20 protein-coding genes are annotated in these 18,653 nt (G+C 63.7%); 13 read left to right on the forward strand and 7 right to left on the reverse strand.

All coding sequences use genetic code 11. The annotated features are described in order from the left end of the window. Position 1 precedes the first annotated feature (1 nt). Positions 2-1,120, forward strand: coding sequence for a protease modulator HflC (hflC, locus tag JEQ47_RS03610; RefSeq protein ID WP_198875016.1), 1,119 nt, complete (start codon positions 2-4; stop codon positions 1,118-1,120). A gap of 67 nt (positions 1,121-1,187) precedes the next feature. On the opposite strand, the gene serB is transcribed toward hflC, so the two are convergent. Continuing rightward, positions 1,188-2,060 carry a phosphoserine phosphatase SerB gene (gene serB / locus JEQ47_RS03615; protein ID WP_198875017.1) on the reverse strand — a complete coding sequence of 291 codons (873 nt, stop codon included), beginning with the start codon at positions 2,058-2,060 and terminating at the stop codon, positions 1,188-1,190. 27 nt (positions 2,061-2,087) lie between these two features. Here serB and miaA point away from each other — a divergent pair, with 27 nt between their 5' ends. Continuing rightward, positions 2,088-2,981, forward strand: a complete 894-nt coding sequence (gene miaA / locus JEQ47_RS03620) for a tRNA (adenosine(37)-N6)-dimethylallyltransferase MiaA (protein WP_328768092.1) — start codon at positions 2,088-2,090, stop codon at positions 2,979-2,981. On the opposite strand, the gene JEQ47_RS03625 is transcribed toward miaA, so the two are convergent. Next, positions 2,978-4,402, reverse strand: coding sequence for an MATE family efflux transporter (locus JEQ47_RS03625; RefSeq protein ID WP_198875018.1), 1,425 nt, complete (start codon positions 4,400-4,402; stop codon positions 2,978-2,980). The two genes, miaA and JEQ47_RS03625, sit on opposite strands and share 4 nt — an antisense overlap. Before the next feature lie 83 nt (positions 4,403-4,485). Between JEQ47_RS03625 and JEQ47_RS03630 the strand changes: the two genes are divergently transcribed. From JEQ47_RS03630 to JEQ47_RS03645, 4 genes are all read left to right on the forward strand, one after another. Further along, positions 4,486-4,854, forward strand: a complete 369-nt coding sequence (locus JEQ47_RS03630) for a DUF423 domain-containing protein (RefSeq protein WP_198875718.1) — start codon at positions 4,486-4,488, stop codon at positions 4,852-4,854. A 62-nt stretch (positions 4,855-4,916) separates the two neighbouring features. Further along, positions 4,917-5,186, forward strand: coding sequence for a YMGG-like glycine zipper-containing protein (locus JEQ47_RS03635; RefSeq protein ID WP_198875019.1), 270 nt, complete (start codon positions 4,917-4,919; stop codon positions 5,184-5,186). A gap of 307 nt (positions 5,187-5,493) precedes the next feature. Beyond that, positions 5,494-5,709 (forward strand): cold-shock protein, encoded by a 216-nt coding sequence (locus JEQ47_RS03640; protein ID WP_046104661.1) that lies wholly within the window; start codon positions 5,494-5,496, stop codon positions 5,707-5,709. Positions 5,710-5,813: 104 nt separating this feature from the next. After that, positions 5,814-6,272 (forward strand): NUDIX hydrolase, encoded by a 459-nt coding sequence (locus JEQ47_RS03645; RefSeq protein WP_198875020.1) that lies wholly within the window; start codon positions 5,814-5,816, stop codon positions 6,270-6,272. A gap of 27 nt (positions 6,273-6,299) precedes the next feature. Here the strand turns inward: JEQ47_RS03645 and JEQ47_RS03650 are convergent, their stop codons facing one another. Continuing rightward, on the reverse strand, positions 6,300-7,802 hold the full coding sequence (locus JEQ47_RS03650) for an inorganic phosphate transporter (RefSeq protein ID WP_198875021.1): 1,503 nt from the start codon (positions 7,800-7,802) through the stop codon (positions 6,300-6,302). Positions 7,803-8,182: 380 nt separating this feature from the next. Here JEQ47_RS03650 and JEQ47_RS03655 point away from each other — a divergent pair, with 380 nt between their 5' ends. The 4 genes from JEQ47_RS03655 (at position 8,183) to JEQ47_RS03670 (ending at position 11,981) form a co-directional block, all read left to right on the forward strand. Then, on the forward strand, positions 8,183-9,952 hold the full coding sequence (locus JEQ47_RS03655) for an acetolactate synthase 3 large subunit (protein WP_198875022.1): 1,770 nt from the start codon (positions 8,183-8,185) through the stop codon (positions 9,950-9,952). Between the two features lie 23 nt (positions 9,953-9,975). Next, a complete protein-coding gene (gene ilvN, locus JEQ47_RS03660) occupies positions 9,976-10,530 on the forward strand; it encodes an acetolactate synthase small subunit (RefSeq protein WP_198875023.1) in 555 nt (184 codons plus the stop codon). Then, entirely contained in the window at positions 10,527-11,156 is a 630-nt protein-coding gene (locus tag JEQ47_RS03665) for an Asp/Glu racemase (RefSeq protein ID WP_198875024.1), read from the forward strand. Before ilvN ends, JEQ47_RS03665 begins: the two co-directional genes overlap by 4 nt. A gap of 78 nt (positions 11,157-11,234) precedes the next feature. Continuing rightward, positions 11,235-11,981 (forward strand): pyridoxine 5'-phosphate synthase, encoded by a 747-nt coding sequence (locus JEQ47_RS03670; protein ID WP_198875025.1) that lies wholly within the window; start codon positions 11,235-11,237, stop codon positions 11,979-11,981. 24 nt (positions 11,982-12,005) lie between these two features. Here the strand turns inward: JEQ47_RS03670 and JEQ47_RS03675 are convergent, their stop codons facing one another. After that, on the reverse strand, positions 12,006-12,332 hold the full coding sequence (locus JEQ47_RS03675; protein ID WP_198875026.1) for a hypothetical protein: 327 nt from the start codon (positions 12,330-12,332) through the stop codon (positions 12,006-12,008). 393 nt (positions 12,333-12,725) lie between these two features. Between JEQ47_RS03675 and JEQ47_RS03680 the strand changes: the two genes are divergently transcribed. Together JEQ47_RS03680 and JEQ47_RS03685 are read left to right on the forward strand one after the other, a co-directional pair. After that, the gene (locus JEQ47_RS03680) at positions 12,726-13,343 is read left to right on the forward strand and encodes an NADPH-dependent FMN reductase (protein ID WP_198875027.1); all 618 of its coding nucleotides are present in this window, start codon (positions 12,726-12,728) and stop codon (positions 13,341-13,343) included. A 157-nt stretch (positions 13,344-13,500) separates the two neighbouring features. Continuing rightward, the gene (locus tag JEQ47_RS03685) at positions 13,501-15,423 is read left to right on the forward strand and encodes a potassium transporter Kup (RefSeq protein ID WP_198875028.1); all 1,923 of its coding nucleotides are present in this window, start codon (positions 13,501-13,503) and stop codon (positions 15,421-15,423) included. A 36-nt stretch (positions 15,424-15,459) separates the two neighbouring features. Here JEQ47_RS03685 and JEQ47_RS03690 read toward each other — a convergent pair whose 3' ends face one another. Both JEQ47_RS03690 and JEQ47_RS03695 read right to left on the reverse strand, forming a co-directional pair. After that, positions 15,460-15,894: a hypothetical protein gene (locus tag JEQ47_RS03690; RefSeq protein ID WP_198875029.1), complete on the reverse strand. Its 435-nt coding sequence runs from the start codon at positions 15,892-15,894 to the stop codon at positions 15,460-15,462. 105 nt (positions 15,895-15,999) lie between these two features. Next, on the reverse strand, positions 16,000-17,121 hold the full coding sequence (locus tag JEQ47_RS03695; protein ID WP_198875030.1) for an NADH:flavin oxidoreductase/NADH oxidase: 1,122 nt from the start codon (positions 17,119-17,121) through the stop codon (positions 16,000-16,002). A 148-nt stretch (positions 17,122-17,269) separates the two neighbouring features. On the opposite strand from JEQ47_RS03695, the gene JEQ47_RS03700 reads away from it, so the two are divergent. Beyond that, positions 17,270-18,154, forward strand: a complete 885-nt coding sequence (locus JEQ47_RS03700; RefSeq protein WP_198875031.1) for an alpha/beta hydrolase family protein — start codon at positions 17,270-17,272, stop codon at positions 18,152-18,154. Between the two features lies 1 nt (position 18,155). Here JEQ47_RS03700 and JEQ47_RS03705 read toward each other — a convergent pair whose 3' ends face one another. Then, positions 18,156-18,647: a putative immunity protein gene (locus tag JEQ47_RS03705; protein WP_198875032.1), complete on the reverse strand. Its 492-nt coding sequence runs from the start codon at positions 18,645-18,647 to the stop codon at positions 18,156-18,158. Positions 18,648-18,653 lie beyond the last annotated feature (6 nt).

Genomic DNA, 18,653 nt, shown 5'->3' on the forward strand with positions numbered 1-18,653 from the left:
CATGAGCAACCGTCTTTTCATCATCGCCGGCGTCGTTCTCGTCGCCCTCTATGTGCTGTTCTCGTCGATCTATGTGGTCAACGAGCGCGAGCAGGCCATTGTCATGCGCTTTGGCCAGATCACCGACGTCCGCACCGAGCCGGGCCTTTACTTCAAGATCCCGACCGACGTGGTCGACAGCGTGCAGATCATCGAAGATCGCCTGCTGCGTCAGGACATTGCCGACATGACCGTGCAGGTCTCCGGCGGCGCGTTCTACGAAGTGGACGCCTTCCTCACCTACCGGATCACCGATCCGGTACTGTTCCGTCAGCGGGCCCAGGGTTCGCTGCAGGTCGCCGAAGGCTTGATCGCCACCCGCTTCGACGCGGCCCTGCGCCAGGTCTACGGTCTGCGGGAATTCAACGCCGCCCTTTCCGAGCAGCGCCCCCAGATGATGCGCGAAGCCCGCGACCTCATCCGTCCGGAAATGGCTAATCTCGGCATCGAAGTGGTGGACGTGCGTATTCTGCGCACCGATCTCGCCAGCGAAGTGTCCGAGCGGACCTATGAGCGTATGCGTGCCGAGCGTCTTGCCGAAGCCGCATTGCTCCGCGCCCGTGGTCAGGAACAGGCCCAGAGCCTGCGCGCCATTGCCGAACGTCAGGCAGTGGAAATCGTGGCGGCCGCCACCCGCGACGCGGAAATCATCCGTGGTACGGGCGACGCCGAACGCAACCGCATCTTCGCGGCGGCCTATGGTCAGGATGCCGAATTCTTCGAGTTCTACCGCTCGATGGAATCCTACCGCACCGCCCTGGGCAATACCGGCACGACCATGGTCCTGTCGCCCGACAGCGCCTTCTTCCGCTACTTCGGTTCGGATGGGGAACTGCCGGCCGCCAACACCAACCTCGCGACCCCAATCCAGCCGCAGACCGCTCCGGAAGTGCTCAGCACCGACGAAGAGGCTCTGGATGGTCTGGGCATCGAGGAAACCACCTCGCCGAGCATGACGCTGGAAGACGGCTCGCAGCTCGAGCCGACTGTTGGCACCGAGGCTCCGGCCCCGGCGCCGGAAACGGCTCCGGCCGCAGCCCCGGCTCCGGCGACAGCGCCTGCTCCGGGAACCGCCCAGTAAAGGGGCAGCTTCGCAAACAACAAGGCCGGTGCAGCGATGCACCGGCCTTTGTCATGTGAGGGTGTCGTTAGCGGACGAAGTCGTCTTCGGCATAGCCCTGAAGGTAGAGCAGGGCGGTGAGATCGCCATGGTCGATGCGGATACCGGCGGCCGCCGCCACCACCGGCTTGGCATGGATGGCGACGCCGAACCCGGCCGCGCCGATCATGTCGAGGTCATTGGCGCCATCGCCCACGGCCATGGTCTGCGCAATGTTCAGACCGCGTTCATCCGCCAGGGCCAGGAGCCGGTTCCGTTTTGTGTGCTTGTCGACAATGGGCTTGGTCACAGTGCCGGTCAGCCGGTCGCCGTCGAATTCGAGCACATTGGCAATCGCCTCGTCGAAGCCGATCCGCCGCGCGAAGTAATCGGCAAAAAAGGTAAATCCGCCAGAGACTAAAGACGTATAGGCGCCATAGGCTTTCATGGTCTGGACAAGCGCCCGCCCGCCAGGCATCAGGGTAATCGCCTCGCGCCGGATTTCCTCGATTTTTGCACGCTCCAGGCCCTTCAGCAGCGCCACGCGGGTATCCAGCGCCTGCTCGAAATCGAGCTCGCCACGCATCGCCCGCTCGGTGATTTCGGCCACCTGTGGCTTCAGGCCCAGCGCAGCGGCGAGCTCGTCGATGCATTCCTGTTCGATCATGGTGGAGTCCATGTCGGCCACCAGCAATTGCTTGCGGCGCCCTTCAGTCGGCACCAGATTGGCATCGACGGCCTTGTTGCCGACGATATCGCGAGCCCGTTCAAGGGCTTGCGGCGCGGTCGGTTCGAGAATATCGCAGGCGACACCGTGGTTCAGCCAGTTGAGTTCGCCGCCGGTCTCGGCCAGAACGGCCTGGGCCAGGGCCGCGTCCAGTTCGGGATCGGCGGGATTGGCGATAAGGCTAAGAACCGGCATGGTGACAGCAACTTTCGGGAGAACCTGGTGACGGGCCAGAGGCGCGCAGTGCTGATAGCGGGTCCGACTGCCAGCGGCAAGTCGGCGCTGGCGCTCGATCGTGCTCGAGCGGGCAGCGCGGTCATCGTCAACGCCGATTCCATGCAGGTCTACGGCACCTTGCGCGTGGTCACCGCTCGTCCGAGCGCGGCGGACGAGGCGCTTGCCGAGCATCGGCTTTACGGCGCGGTCCCGGCCTCCGAGCGATTTTCGACGGGGCAGTGGGTGCGGGCGGTGGAAGCCGTTCTTGGCGAGATCGATCCGCAGAGAGAGGTGATTTTTGTCGGCGGCACGGGACTTTACTTCACTGCTCTGACAGACGGATTCGCCGACGTGCCGGAAATCTCCACCGCGCTGACGCTTGAAGTTCAACAAGAGATTCAGGATCTGGACGAGCCGCAACGCATGCGCATGCTTGCCGCAGAGGATCCGGAAACGGCGCAGCGGCTCAAGGTGGCCGACCCGCAGCGTGTTGTCCGCGCGATTGCCGTCAAGCGGGCCACCGGTCGCGCCTTGTCGAGCTTCCAGGAGGATCAGCAGCCCGGCCTTCTCGTAGGCTGGGACATCGAGAAGTTGGTGCTTTCGCCCGATCGCGAGGTGCTGCGCGACCGCATTGCGCAGCGCTTCGCTGCCATGTTCGACAATGGTGCGGTGGAAGAAGTGGAAGCCTTGCGCCAGCAAAAGCTTGATCCGTCGCTGCCAGCGATGAAGGCCATCGGCGTGCGCGAGATTTCCGACTGGATGGACGGCATCCACAGTCGCGATGAGGCGATCACGCTCGCCACCATCGCCACCCACCAATATGCCAAGCGGCAGCGGACCTGGTTCCGCAACCGCATGGGCGACTGGCCCCGCCTGGGGCTGGGCGGAGCGCCGCTCTAGGCCCGGCTGACGCCGATCTGCTCCAGCAGCCCCAGCCGCTCGCGCAGCGCGAAGCGCGTCGCCAGAACAACGGCAACGAAGGCGAGACCAACGGCGAGACCGGTCCAGATGCCGATGCCGCGCCAGCCGAGCACGATGCCCAACACATAGCTGGTCGGAAGGCCGACCAGCCAATAGCCGAGGATCGCCAGCAGCATCGGGATTTTGGTGTCGCTGAGCCCGCGCAGCGCGTGGGCCGCGGTGACCTGCGCGCCGTCCACAAGCTGGAAGATGCCGGCAATGGCAAGGAAGCTGACGGCCAGGCCGACGGCATTGGCATTGGCTTCCACTTCGGGATTGAGGAAGAGCGACACGATCGGGCGTCCGAAAGCGAGGAAGGCGAGGCAGGACAGGACCATGAAGCCGGTTCCGAGCATGAAGGCCATCCACCCAGCCTTGCTGATGCCTTCCGGATCCCTGCGGCCATAGGCAACACCGACGCGCACGGTGGCCGCGATGCCAAGCCCGAGGGGCACCATGAAGGCCATGGAGGCGCATTGGAGCGCGACGGCATGTGCCGCGACCTCGTCGGTGCCGATGCGGCCCATCATCAGCGCGGCCGCCGTGAACATGCCGACTTCGGCAAGCACGGTGAGGGCAATGGGCGTGCCAATGACGAAGATCGAGCGGAAATAGCCCCAGTCCGGCTTCCAGAAGCGCATCAGGATATGAAAGCGCCGGAACCGCTTGTGCCGGATCACGTAGACCAGCATGACCAGGAACATGATGATGTTGGTGATCAGCGTGGCGATGGCGGCGCCGCGCAGTTCGAGCCGCGGCATGCCGAAATTGCCGAAGATCAGGGCATAGGCAACCAGTGCATTGACCACTACGCCCAGCACGGTGATGACGAGCACGGCGCGCGTCGCGTCGAAGGCGGACAGAAACGAGCGCAGGGTGATGATGCCGATGGCCGGAAAGAGCGACCAGGCGACGATTTGGACAAATTGCTCGGCCATCCCGGTCACCACAGGGTCCTGGCCAAGGAAGTGGTAGATCGGCCTGATCTGCATAACGATGGGCAGCAGCAGAGCGGCCAAGAGGATGGCGACCCAAAAGCCCTGGCGCACGATGCGGCGAATGGCCTTGATATTGCGGGCGCCCCGGGCCTGCGCGACGAGCGGGGCCACGGCGCCAACGACGCCGACGCCGAAAAGCAGGAACGGCATGAAGAAAGTCGTGCCCAGCGTGCCCGCTGCCAGATAGGTCGGGCCAAGCCAGCCGAGCAGGATCACGTCAGTGGTATGCAATGCATTCTGCGCCAGTTGCGCGATCACCAGCGGCCAGGCCAGCGAAAAGGTGGCGCGCAGCTCCTCGGCCCAGCCATTGCCGGCCGGAATAGCATCTGGCGCCGGGTTTGCCGGCGCGACGTTGTCACTCATGGTCGTATCTCTCACTCGCGCGCCATGCTGTAGTGCAATCCGCGGCGCTGGGAAAGCCGAGTGAGCAGGAAGGGGCGTTGACGATGCTGGCAGCCAGAGTGTTCCTGGTCCTTGCGGGTCTACTGGGCGCAGCGGGCGTCGCTGCCGCCGCCGGGGCATCGCATGGCGAAAGCCGCAACCTGTCCGCCATTGCCATGATTTTTCTGGCGCATGCGCCGGTGCTGCTGGTGTTGGCTCTTTATGGCCGTGGACGCATGCTGCTGGCTGCTGGTTTCTTGCTGGCGATTGGTACTGCGCTGTTCGGCGCGGACCTCGCCATGCGCGAATGCCTAGGTCATGGGCTGTTCCCGGGAGCCACCCCGCTGGCCGGTGGCGCCATGATCCTGGGTTGGCTTGCACTGGCCGTAGCGGGACTTTTCGGCCGTTTTGGAAGTCGACTTAATAAAGATTAAAATGCCCGTGGAACCCTTCCGAGCAAAGCGCGTTTTCAAGCGAGTACTCGTTGGAGGAATTCATGCACAAGATCCTGATTATCGCCGCAACCGCGCTCTCGCTGGCTGCCTGTACCTCGACTGAAAAGGGTGCCGCCATCGGCGCCGTCGGTGGTGGCCTTGTTGGCGCTGCCGTTTCCGGCAATGCCGTGGGCGCCGCCGTTGGTGCCGGCATTGGTGCGGTTACCGGCGCTGCTGCCGGCGAACTGCTTGGCTATCACGGCGCCAGCCGTACCGAGTGCGTCTATCGTCGCACCGATGGTACTCAGTTCATCGCGCGCTGCCCGAGCTAACGCGATCCTCCATACCGCAGCGCCCCCTGCGGTTAAGCGCCCCCAGGCGCCAGACACCCGGTCGGCCCCCCGACCGGGTGTACTTTATAGTGGCGTTCTATTCTTGCGTGCACAGAGTAAGGCCTTGAAAAATCAGCCGAGAACAGATACTAAGCGGCACGTGCCACTTGTCTTGCGCTATCTAACGACCGGTTCTTCCGGAAACTTGGCTACCTCCTGATCTCGTGAACCGTAAGTCCGGACTTGCACACCCCGGACAAACCCTTCCGCCGCATCAGCGGCACAACAGACCAAGAGGATAGTCTCCATGGCCGCAATCACCGGTACCGTGAAGTTCTTCAACACCACCAAGGGCTACGGCTTCATCTCGCCTGACAATGGCGAGAAGGATGCGTTCGTTCACATCTCCGCCGTTCAGCGTTCGGGCCTGCAGGGCCTCTACGAAGGCGACAAGGTGAGCTTCGAGCTGCAGACCGGCCGCGACGGCAAGGTCTCGGCCACCGATCTGACCCTGCTGAGCTAATCCCCAGAATTGATAGGGCCCTTCGGGGCCCTTTCCTTTGTCGCGTGGACTTTGATTGTCCGGTTGTGTCAAACAGCCGGACAACGACTTTTTGCGGAAGCCAAATGCGCGAATTTCTCAAGCACTGGAGCCCCCGGGTCGAGACCCAATCGGATCTGCGGCAGGCCGGTGCCTTGCCCTATGCGATCGTAGAAGGCCGCGTGGCGTTTCTGCTGGTCACGTCGCGGCGGAGCGGCAAATGGATATTTCCCAAGGGCGCCATCGAGCCTGATATGAAGCCTTGGGAGAGTGCGGCCCTCGAAGCTCTGGAGGAAGCCGGCGTTTCGGGCACGATCGAGCAACAACCCATCGGCAGCTACCGCGCCAGTGTGGGCGCCGATGGAGTCGCGCTGGTTGACGTCGATCTCTATCCGCTGCTGGTCACTCAGCAACTCGACACCTGGCGTGAACAGGGCCAGCGTCTGCGTCACTGGGCGACCCTCTCCGAATCCAAGCGCCTCCTGACGGACCCGGCCCTCGGCCGCCTGGCCCAGCGACTGCATACGCGGCTGATCCCGAACTGATTGAAGCTTTGTGCGAAGCGTGAGCCGCTACTGCGGGATCACGACGCTCAAAACGAAGTAGAGTACGCCTGCCAGCGCGGCTGACGCCGGAACGGTGACCACCCAGGCGGCAGCGATGCTGAACACGTGATGACGCCGGACCAGCAAACGCGACTCCACCTTGCGGGCTTTCGCCAGCGCTTCTTCGGGCGTGGCATTGAGCTGGCTGGCGTCGACCATGCGAGCATTCACCGGCACGGCAGAGCCTTCCATGTCGCGGCGCGAAATGTATTCGCGCAGGAAGCCGACACCGAACACGGCGCCCACTGCGATATGGGTGGATGACACCGGCATGCCCATTGCGGAGGCGACCAGTACCGTGACGGCCGCCGAAAGCGCGGCGCAGAAGGCACGGATTTCGTTGAGCTTGGTGATCTGCTCGCCCACTGTGCGGATGAGACGCGGCCCGAACAGGGCGAGACCCAGCGAAATGCCGATGGCGCCGATCGCCAAAACCCAGAAGGGCAGGGAGATGCCGGCGACTTCGCCATGACCGGTCTGGATGGTGGTGACGATGGCAGCGAAGGGGCCGATGGCATTGGCCACGTCATTGGCGCCATGGGCAAAGGACAGCAGCGCCGCCGAGACGATCAGGGGCAGGCGGAACAGGCTGGCCACGTGCTTCTTGCGGTTCTCCATGTGACGCGACTGCCGCCGTACCCATGGCATGGCAGTGAGCCAGCCCAGGGCGCCGAATGCAATGCCCAGAGCGAGCGTGGTCGGCAGGTCGGGCTTCCACACCCGGCTCAGGCCCTTGGTGGCCAGGTACATGGCAAAGATGCCTGTCATGGCGGCGACAAAAATGGGGACCCAAACGCGTGCCGCGGTGATCTTGTCGAGGCGGGTGGTGATGGTGGCGCGGATGATGATCAGGAACAGGGCGGCGATGATGCCGCCCATAACCGGAGAGATCACCCAGCTCGCGGCAATGGCGCCAATCATCGGCCAGTTGACGATGGCAAAGCCGGCTGAGACCACTCCGGAACCGACAACGCCTCCCACCACGGCGTGGGTGGTTGAAACCGGAGCGCCGATATAGGTGGCAAGATTGACCCAGAGGGCCGATGCCAGAAGCGCCGCCATCATCACCATGATGAATGTGCGGGCTTCCATTTCCGGCGAAATCAGCAGGTCGCGGGCGACCGTGTTGACCACATCGCCGCCCGCCAGCAGCGCCCCGGCAGCCTCGAATATGGCGGCGATCACCAATGCACCGGCCATGGTGATGGCGCGGGCACCAACGGCCGGACCCATATTGTTGGCAACGTCATTGGCGCCGACATTGAGCGCCATATAGCCGGCAATCAGGGCGCCGATGACCACCACATAGGTGCCCGGACCCTGGCCCATGGCAAAGGCTGCCCACACGCCCGCGAGCAGGAGGAACACCAGCGCTATGCCGGGGGCAGCGAGGGAGCGACCCAGGGCGTTGCTTGCGGATTCGTAGCCGGAAACCTGCAACAGGTCCTTGTCCAGCGCGCTTTTGCTCATGTCATCGAACTGTCATATTTGAGTTGGCTTCGCCCTTAGCATCTCGGGTCGGCTCTGCCAGCAACTAATTGCCGAAATGACATCGCTGTGCACGGAAACCCGGCCGGCGGAGCCTCATGGCCGTGTGAGCGCTTGACTTTTGTTTGCCGCTCACCCTATCAATGCGCCGTCTTAAAGTTTGGAGAGGTCCCGTGCGGGCACTCATTCTCGTAGTAGGTAGGCGCATCGGCAACGTGGGGTAACACCCCGCGCGTAAGCTGGTGCGCCGAAAACAGGTCCCTGACGGGGCCTTTTTTATTGCCTTTTTTCCGGCAAAGCGGTTTTAAGGCGGCAAGGACGTAACGCCCGGTACGGCGGGCCCGAGGAGTAGGAAAGCGCAAATGGCCGAGAAAATGACCGGCGCGGAAATGGTGATCCAGGCGCTGACGGATCAGGGTGTTCAGCATATTTTCGGCTATCCGGGCGGTGCAGCCCTGCCGATCTACGACGCCATGTTCCAGCAGGATTTCGTCCAGCACATCCTTGTGCGGCACGAGCAGGGCGCGACGCACATGGCCGAAGGCTATGCCCGTTCCACCGGCAAGCCCGGCGTGGTGCTGGTGACCTCCGGCCCCGGCGCGACCAATGCCGTCACCGGCCTCACCGATGCGCTGCTCGATTCCATACCGCTGATCTGCATCACCGCGCAGGTGCCGACCAATCTGATCGGCTCGGACGCGTTCCAGGAATGCGACACCGTAGGCATCACCCGCTCCTGCACAAAGTACAATTACCTCGTGAAGAACGTCGCGGATCTGCCGCGCATCATGCACGAGGCCTTCCATATCGCCACAACCGGCCGCCCCGGCCCGGTGGTCATCGATATTCCCAAGGACGTGCAGTTCGCCCTGGGCGAATACTACAAGCCCGACCTCGCCACGCTCCGCCACCAGTCCTACCGCCCGCAGATGGATGGCGATGCAGCCGCCATCGAAGCGGCCGTGGACATGATGCTCAAGGCCGAGCGCCCGATCTTCTACACCGGCGGCGGCGTCATCAATGCCGGCCCGGAAGCTTCCGAGCACCTGCGCGAACTGGCGGAACTCACCGGCTTCCCGGTGACCTCGACGCTGATGGGCCTCGGCGCCTTCCCGGCCTCGAACCCGCAATGGATGGGCATGCTGGGCATGCACGGCACCTACGAAGCCAACCTCGCCATGCATGACTGCGACGTCATGATCAATATCGGCGCGCGCTTCGACGACCGCATCACCGGCCGCATCGATGCCTTCTCGCCCCATAGCCGCAAGATCCATGTCGATATCGACCCGTCCTCGATCAACAAGGTCGTGCGCGTCGATATTCCGATCATCGGCGATTGCGAGCGCGTGCTGTCCGAAATGGTGCGCATCTGGCGCTCCAAGACCAACCAGCCGCGCACCGAGGCGATTGCGCCATGGTGGAAGCAGATCCAGAAGTGGCGCGATGTCGGGTCCCTGAATTTCAAGAACTCGGACACCGTGATCAAGCCGCAATGGGCCATCCAGCGTCTTTATGAGGCGACCAAGAAGCAGGGCAAGGAGGTGTTCATCACCACCGAGGTCGGCCAGCACCAGATGTGGGCCGCCCAGCACTTCCACTTCGACAAGCCCAATCACTGGATGACCTCCGGCGGTCTCGGCACCATGGGCTATGGCCTGCCGGCCGCGGTCGGCGTGCAGGTGGCGCATCCCGATGCACTGGTGATCGACATTGCTGGCGAAGCCTCGGTGCAGATGACGATGCAGGAAATGTCGACGGCGGTGCAGTACCGCCTGCCGATCAAGATCTTCATCCTCAACAACGAGCGCATGGGCATGGTCCGCCAGTGGCAGGATCTGCTGCATGGTTCGCGCTATGCGCATTCCTATTCGGAATCGTTGCCAGACTTCGTCAAGCTGGCCGAAGCCTATGGCGGCAAGGGTATCCGTTGCGAGAGCCCGGCCGAGCTCGATGCGGCCATTGCCGAGATGATCGACTATGACGGCCCGGTGCTGTTCGACATCATCGTCGAGAAGGACGAGAACTGCCTGCCGATGATCCCGTCGGGCAAGCCGCACAATGAAATTATCCTGCCCGATACGGCCAATATCGGCGACATCATCGACGAGAAGGGACGCCAGCTGGTCTGACGGCCGGCTGCGGAGGATTTGCCATGAACGCACATTTGCAGCCGACCGGTTCGGCCTACTTCCTGACCCAGGAAACCCAGCAGGCCGAGCGCCACACGCTGTCCGTCCTCGTCGACAATGAGCCGGGCATCCTCGCCCGGGTCGTGGGCCTGTTCTCGGCCCGCGGCTACAATATCGAGAGCCTGACTGTCAGCGAAACCGAGCACGACAGGCGACTTAGTCGCATCACCGTTGTCGTCATCGCCACGCCCAAGGTTCTGGTGCAGATCAAGACCCAGCTCGAACGGCTGGTGCCGGTGCATCGCGTGCATGACCTGACTGCCGAGGGCGCCTATCTCGAGCGCGAACTGGCGCTCATCAAGGTGCGTGGCAGCGGCGATCATCGCGCTGAAACGCTGCGCCTGGCCGACGCCTTCCGTGCCCAGATCGTCGATGCGACAGTCGAAAGCTTCGTCTTCGAGGTGACCGGCAAGCCGTCCAAGGTCGACAGCTTCATCGCCCTGATGCAGCCGCTTGGGCTGGTGGAAGTGGTCCGCACGGGCCTGGCCGCCATCTCGCGCGGCCCCGAGGGCATGTGATCCGCATCGCCTGCCTCCACACCGCTCCGTCCAATGTGGCGGTGCTGGAGGCAGCGGCGGCCGCCATTCGTCCGGGCGCCCTTGCCCTTTCGCACACGCTGCGGGCAGATCTGCTCGCGGACATGGAGGCGGCCGGCGGCCTTACGGCGGATATCCGGGCGCGCGGCTCGGCGGCGATCGATGCGCTGCTGGCCGACCACGACGGCGTGCTGATCACCTGTTCCAGCCTCGGCGCGCTGGCAAATGGCGCAAGCGTGCAACGCGTCGATGCTGCGCTGGCGCGCGCCGCCGTCCGGAGTGGCAGGGCAGTCACCGTGCTCTGCGCTTCCCCGACCACCGTTCGGCCGACGACTGACCTCTTCGCGGCTGCGGCCGTGGAAACCGGTGCGGTGGTCGACACGCGCATGGTGGATGGCGCCTGGCCGCTGTTTCGCGGCGGGGATGTTGATGCCTACCTGCACCGTATCGCCGAGGCGGCGGCGATGGCCTTGTCAGATGGCGCGGATGTGGTGGCGCTGGCCCAGGTCTCGATGAGCGGCGCTGCGGAGTTGGTGGTTGATCCGCGGGGCAGGGTGCTCGCTTCTCCTGCCGCGGCGTTGCAGGCCTGGCTCGATAGCGTAACCTGATCGTTCATATCACAAGGTTCGATTGGGCCTTGTGCCCCGGGTAGTGTATGGCAGGGCTCGACATTCTCGAGTGCTGCCATGACCCTGCTGTCCGTCAATCTCAATGCCGTCGCCCAATTGCGCAATCGCCGCGACCTCCCATGGCCGAGCGTCACCGGCATTGCCCGCGTCGTGCTCAATGCCGGCGCCAGCGGCATCACCATTCATCCGCGCCCCGATGAGCGCCATATCAGGCGCACCGATGTCTTCGACCTGTCGGCGCTCCTGCGGACCGATTATCCGCAGGCCGAGTTCAACATCGAAGGCTTTCCGAGCGACGACTTCCTCGAGCTCATCGAGGAGGTCAATCCGGAGCAGGTGACGCTGGTCCCGGACGATCCGGCGCAGGCTACCTCGGACCACGGCTGGGATTTCGTCGGCCAGGGCAGCTTTCTCACCTCCGTGGTGGAGCGGTTGAAGGTCCCCGGCAGGCGGATTTCCCTGTTCTGCGACCCGGATGCCGGCGCCGCAGGAATCGCCGGTGCCAAGGCCACGGGGGCGGACCGGGTGGAATTGTTCACCGGGCCCTATGGCGCCTGTTTCGACGATGCCGCGGAGGCCGAGCGGCAATTGGCGATGCTGGCTGATACGAGCCGCGCCGCACTCTCGGTGGGCATGGGCGTCAATGCCGGACATGACCTGACGCTGGCCAACCTTCCTGCCTTCCAGGTCGCCGTGCCCGGCGTTGCAGAAGTGTCGATCGGACACGGCATCACGGCCGATGCCCTGCTGATCGGCTTTGCCGAGGCAGTTCGCGCCTATCGCCTGGCGCTTGAAAGCAACTAGGGCGCCACTTGGGCGCCCCGGTCGTCAATCGGTGTAGTTGAACTCGGCCAGTTCGCAGACATTGTTGCCGTATTTTTCCAGCTCGTCTCCGTCCTCGAAGACGGCCTTGAAGTCGAAGATACAGTAGCCTGTGCCGTCGTCGATATTGATCATGACGCTATGGCCGGCCCGCAGGATCGTACGGCCCAGAATATCTTCCTGCCAACTGTCTGCATCCCTGTGCGATGCATAGAATTCGACGATGTCATAGGATGAGTGGTTGTTAATTCTGACGCGACGATCAAGCGCCGCAACAGAACCTACGCTCGCCGCCACCATTATGACGGCCAGAGCAATCCTTGCGAAATTCATTTGTCCCTCCAAGCAACCCCGCGCCAATGGCGTATGCCTGTGCGGAAATTTCGTCAAGATTGGCGAGCACTATTGTATATTGCGCATCTGCCGCCAGGATTTATTTCGTCAGGCAAAGTCGGTTGGCGCGTGGTGAGCGCACAGCGCCGAGGCAGGCCGGAACCCCATTGTCACGTTCCGCTGAACAGTCCGTCCATCGAGATGTCAAAGTGCGCGTCTGCGGGGATGCACGGTGGGCGTTTTGGTCAAATATGTTGAGTTTTCCTACACTTACCTTTTTGTGCCCGGGGCACCCTGATGTCCCCGGCTGACAGCAAGGTGCCCTCTTGAGGTAAATCGTGACAGGCACATATATCGCCTCAGTTACGATTTGTTACCAAGGAGGGCACGCAAATGTCCAAGCTCAAGATCGGCGTCATCATCTCGTCCACCCGTCCCACCCGTTTCGGCGAAGTGCCGGCCAAGTGGATCGTGGAAAAGGCGAATGAACGCCCGGAAATCGAGGCCGAACTGGTCGACCTCCGCGACTTCGATCTGCCGTTCTTCGACGAGATGGCTTCCAACCTGTGGATGCCGTCGAGCAATCCGCAGGCTGTCGCCTGGCAGAAGAAGGTCGGTCAGTATGACGGCTTCATCTTCGTCGTCGCCGAATACAACCGCGCCATTACCGGCGCTCTGAAGAATGCGCTTGACCAGGCCTATAACGAGTGGAACCGCAAGCCGTTCGGCGCTGTGGGTTACGGTACTGTTGGCGGCGCCCGCGCAATCGAAAACCTGCGCACCATCGGTGTCGAGCTGCAGATGGTTTCAACCCGCTCGGCCGTCCACATTGCCGGCGCCGATTTCATGGCGGTTCATCCCGGCTTCGGCGGCACCAAGACGCTGACCGAAATCGAAGGCTCGATCGGCAATTCCACCAAGGACATGCTCGACCAGCTCGTCTGGTGGGGCCAGGCCACCAAGGCTGCCCGCGAGGAAGCCGCTGCGCAGACGGCACAGGCTGCCGAATAATCACGGAGACCCATCGGGTCCTCGTTTGCCTGACAGGGGTCGTCCGGAAACGGGCGGCCCCTGTCGGTTTTGAACTATTCGGATTGCCGGGTGTTGTCTGTGACGGGTGGCGGGTGTATAGCGGCGCCCGCCTATAACAGCGAGAGCCTCAAAGCTCATGACGCAAGCGGACACGACCGGCCATGCCGCCGGTGCGGGTGCAACCGACCAGGCTGGTCATGTGCGCAGCAATCTGCCCTTTCTGACTCTCGGCGCCATCGGCGTGGTCTATGGCGATATCGGCACCAGCCCGATCTATGCCTTCCGCCAGGCAATGGCCGTCCGGCCCGGTGCCGCGGCGACCAATATCGAAGTGCTCGGGCTGCTCTCCCTCATCGTCTGGGCTTTGACGCTGACTGTTGCGGTCAAATACGTTTTCTTCGTCACCCGCGCTGACAACAAGGGCGAGGGCGGCACGCTGTCTCTCATGGCGTTGGCCCGCAAGACCTTTACCAACCCACCCGTCTGGATCACGGCGCTCGGGGTGCTCGGCGCGGCATTGTTCTTCGGCGACGCCATCATCACCCCTGCCGTCTCGGTGCTTTCGGCGGTCGAGGGCGTCGAACTGGTGCAACCGGGCATGACCCGCTGGGTGGTCCCGATCACGCTTGTCCTGATTCTGGGCGTTTTCGCCGTGCAGCGCTTCGGCACCGCGCGCGTCTCCATCGTCTTCGGGCCCGTCACCAGCATCTGGTTCCTGACCCTTGGCGTCGCCGGGGTGGCACAGATCATTCAGCATCCCGAGGTGCTCTGGGCCCTCAATCCGCTCCTGGGCGTGCAGTTCCTGGCGACGCATTTCGGCATTGCCTTCGTTGTCATCGGCGCGATTTTCCTGGCCGTCACCGGCGCCGAGGCGCTCTATGTCGATCTCGGGCATTTCGGCCGCAAGCCGATCGTGCTGGCCTGGTTCGGCCTGGTTTTCCCCTGCCTGCTGCTCAATTATTTCGGGCAGGGCGCCTTTGTCATCAGCCACGGGGTCGAGAATGTCTCGAGCCCGTTCTTTGAGATGATCCCGGAATGGGGTCTGCTGCCCTTCGTCATTCTCGCCACGATGGCGACCATCATTGCCAGCCAGGCCGTGATCACGGGCACGTTCAGCCTCACCCAGCAGGCCATCGCCCTCAACATGCTGCCGCGCATGGTGGTGCAGCACACCTCGGCGATGCAGAGCGGGCAAATCTACATGCCCCAGATCAATACCATGCTGATGATCGGCGTGCTGGTGCTGGTGGTTACGTTCGGAAGCTCGGCGGCCTTGTCCAACGCCTATGGCATTGCCGTGTCGGGCGTAATGATCGTGACGCTGTCGCTGCTGGTGGTAGTGATGTGGCGCAACTGGAAGTGGCATCCGCTTGCCGTGATCCTGTTCGGAGCGGTCTATCTCCTTATTGACGGCGGATTTTTTGCCGCCAACGCGGCCAAGCTGTTCCAGGGTGGTTGGGTCCCGGCGGTCGTCGCAATCGCCGTCGCGCTGGTCATGTGGAGCTGGATGGCGGGGCGGAAACGGCTGGCCGAGAAGACCCGGCGGGACGAGGTGCCGTTGCAGTTCCTGGTCGACAACCTCGCCAAGAAGAAACCCAATACCGTGCCCGGTACGGCCATCTTCCTTACTTCGGACGTCGAAGGTGCGCCCACGGCGCTGCTGCATTCTCTCAAGCATTACAAGGTGTTGCACGAACAGAACGTCATCCTGACGGTGCGGACCTCGACCTCGCCGCGCGTGCCTGACGATGAGAAGGTGACGATCGACGCCTATAACGAGCTGTTCTTCCGGGTGATCGTGACCTTTGGCTTCATGGAAGAACCCAATATTCCCAAGGCCTTGGCGCTGGCGCGGAAGCTGGGATGGAAGTTCGACATCATGTCGACCTCGTTCTTCCTGTCGCGCCGCTCGCTCAAGCTGGGACAGAAGTCCGGTCCGCTAAGGTTCTGGCAGGACAGGATTTTCATCCGACTGGCGCGCAATGCCAGCGATGCGACCGAGTATTTCCACATCCCCACCGGACGCGTGGTGGAGATCGGCACCCAGGTGGTCATCTGAGGGTAATTTGCTAGCGGACTGTTAGCGCTAGCAGGCTCACTTGGGCATGTCGGGGCAGAGATAGGGCACATCAGCGGGAATGAACCGCTGTTCTTCGGCGCCACCGACCAGTTTCAGGTTGAGCACCAGTTCGTCTGCGGTCAGCGAAGCGATATCGGCGCTGATGGTCGTGCCATCCTCCTCCCATGAGATTTCGCTGTCTGAAACCTGTTGCCAGCTCGAGAGCCGGTAGGTTTCCCAGCAACTGTCCGAGACCAGCGTCCCGTCTGCGAGGAAGATGTGCATGGTGCCGGGCACGACCTCGCTGTCCGCCGCCTGGCGAACCCAGACGCGGTTGAGGAGCGGGTTGGCCTCGCTCGCCTCCGTCTCCTCCGCCTGGGGGTCTGCCTCTTGCGCCATCGAGGGCACGGCTGCACAGGCGCCGACGCCCCAGACGGTCATGAGGGCGAAAATTGCGGCTTTGGTATCCATGCGTCTCTCCCTTGCGCCTGCGTCAGGTGGTGCTCGGCGAAGCAGGCGACAAGAGGAGCGGGCGAAGAGGGCGAAATTTGGTTCGCCCCGTGTCCGTTCGCGGATTTAGGCGCGCGTTCCCAAGACCTGATCCCGACCGGCAACACGGCGGGCCTGGACCGGCCAGAGATCGTAGACGCCATCGAGCTTGCGGGCGGCATGGACGGCCCAGTTGGGATCGTCGAGTGCGCCCCGGGCCAGGGCAATGAAGTCGGCCTCGCCGTTTTCGAGAATTGCTTCGGCCGCCTCGATGTCCCCGAGCAGGCCGACGGCCATGGTGGCAATGCCAGCGCCGTCGCGCACCGCCTTGGAGAAGGGCACCTGATAGGCTGCCGCCGAAGTGATGCGACCTTGGGCCATGCCGCCGCTCGAGCAGTCCACGGCATCGACGCCACGGGCCTGGAGTTCGCGGGCCAGCACGATGCTGTCCTCCGGCGTCCAGCCGCCCGGCGCATTGTCGCTGACCGAGAGTCGGACGAGCAGGGGCTTTTCCGCCGGCCAGGCAGCCCGGACGGCCTCGGTAACTTCGAGCACCAGCCGCATGCGATTTTCGAGGCTGCCGCCATAGTTGTCGGTGCGGTGGTTGGAAAGCGGGCTCAGGAACTGGTTGAGCAGGTAGCCGTGAGCGGCGTGGATTTCGATCGTGTCGAAACCGGCCCGGTCGGCGCGCCGCGCAGCGGCAACGAAGCCGTCGATGACGCGACGGATGCCCTCGGCATCGAGCGCCGTGGGCACCTGGAAATCGGGATTGGCCGGATCATGCGACTCGGCGCTGGGCGCGACCGGCACCCAGTGTTCATAGCCGGCGGCGCGGCGCTGTTCCTCGGTCGCGAGATCATCGGGGCCACGCCAGGACACCGGCGTCGACGCCTTGCGGCCGGCATGGGCGAGCTGGATGCCTGCGGCAGAACCATGATCGTGGAGGAAATCGACGATACGGGCCAGCGGCGCGATCTGCTCATCCTTCCAGAGGCCGAGGTCGCCATAGGAAATGCGGCCCTCGGGAACGACGCCGGTCGCTTCCAGCAGCACAAGGCCGAAGCCACCCAGCGCGAAGCGTCCCAGATGCACGAAATGCCAGTCATTGGCGAAGCCGTCCACGGCGGAATACTGGCACATGGGCGCGACCACGGCGCGATTGCGCAGGTTCAGATTGCGGAGGGTGACGGGCGAGAAGAGCTTCGACATGGATATTCCTTGGCCGGGAGGGCTGGTGCGTCCGTTACATGCAGTGTTTGCACTTCATCGGCAAGTGCCGATGGTTGAACGCTGTGTTGCGAGAAATGCATTTTGCTCTAGGCTCCGCGCGCGGATCGTCCGCGTCGAGGAGTCGTTCATGTCCATCACTGCCGCGCGCTTTCGCGAACTGCTGGGCTATGAAGATCGCGGCGTCGCCCGGATATCCAAGGACATCGAGGAGCGGCACGACTATGTCGTCGAACACCTGCGCCTCAGGATCGGCAACGAGGACGTGCGAGGCATCCTGACTCGCCCGGCCAATGTCGAAGGGCGCCTGCCGGCCATTCTCTACGGTCACTCACATGGCGGCGGCTATGCCATAGGGGCGCGCGAACTGCTGGATGGACGGGATTACCTGGTGAGCCCCCTGGGACCGGTCTTCGCTCGTGCGGGTTACGTGACGCTCTGCGTGGACATGCCGGTCTTTGGCGAGCGGGCGACAACAACCGAAAGCTTTGCAGCCAAGGCGCTGCTCTGGCATGGCGAATGCCTCTTCGGTCAGATGCTGTCCGACCATGGCGCAGCTCTGACCTATCTCGCCGGGCGTCCCGATGTCGATGCCGGCCGGATCGGGGCCTTCGGCATGTCGATGGGGTGCGTGCTGAGCTACTGGCTGGCGGCTATCGACAGGCGCATCGCCGCCGTGGCGCATCTCTGCTGCTTTGCCGATTTCCGTACCATGATCGAGCTGGGGGCCCATGACGGGCACGGCATCTATCTCACCGTGCCCGGTCTGTTGCGGGAGGCCGACGGGGGCAGCATCGCGGCCCTGGTCGCCCCGCGCCCGCAATTGATCTGCGTGGGCGAGGCCGATCACCTGAGCCCGCCCGCCGCCGTGGCACGCGCCATGAGCGAATTGCGGCCTGCCTATGCCGCCGTGCCGGATCGCTTGGAATTCCTGAGCGAGCCTGGTGTGGGGCACCAGGAGACGCCGGCGATGCGCGCGGCGGTGCTGGACTTTTTCGCGCGACGGCTGGGCTAGGTCAGCGCGCTCCGCCCGCGCGAAGGGCGGCGTCGAGTTTCTGGAAGAGTTGCTTCAGTTGCGTCCGCCCGCCGGGCTGCGGCGGGAACAGCAGCAGCAGGCGAATAAGCTCGGGTGGCGCGTCGGCGACGGCCTGGTCAAGCAGGTCTTCTGCCCCGAGGGCCATGGCCGCATAGACGACGGGACCGAGCAGGTGCTGCGCTTGACTGATGCCCTGATCGCCTTCGGTCAGATCGGTATGCGTATAGGCCACGGCCGCCGTGAGCATTGCCGCGCGGGCAGCGTGCTTTGCCAGCGCGTCCGGCGCCCTGCCGGCTGCCTTGTGCGCTGCCCAGGCGGCGGTGCGCAAAGCCTTGTCCCGCGTAGCACCCTCGGCAAAGGCGCGGCCGGCCGCGACGGCGTCCCGCGGACCCGGGTCACCAGGGTGCTGGCGCTCGAACACCGGCAAAGCCCGCGCCGCATAGCCGGCCGCCCAAAGCGCGACCCGGCGCAAGTCCCC

The organism is Devosia sediminis, assembly GCF_016411825.1.
GTDB lineage: Bacteria > Pseudomonadota > Alphaproteobacteria > Rhizobiales > Devosiaceae > Devosia > Devosia sediminis.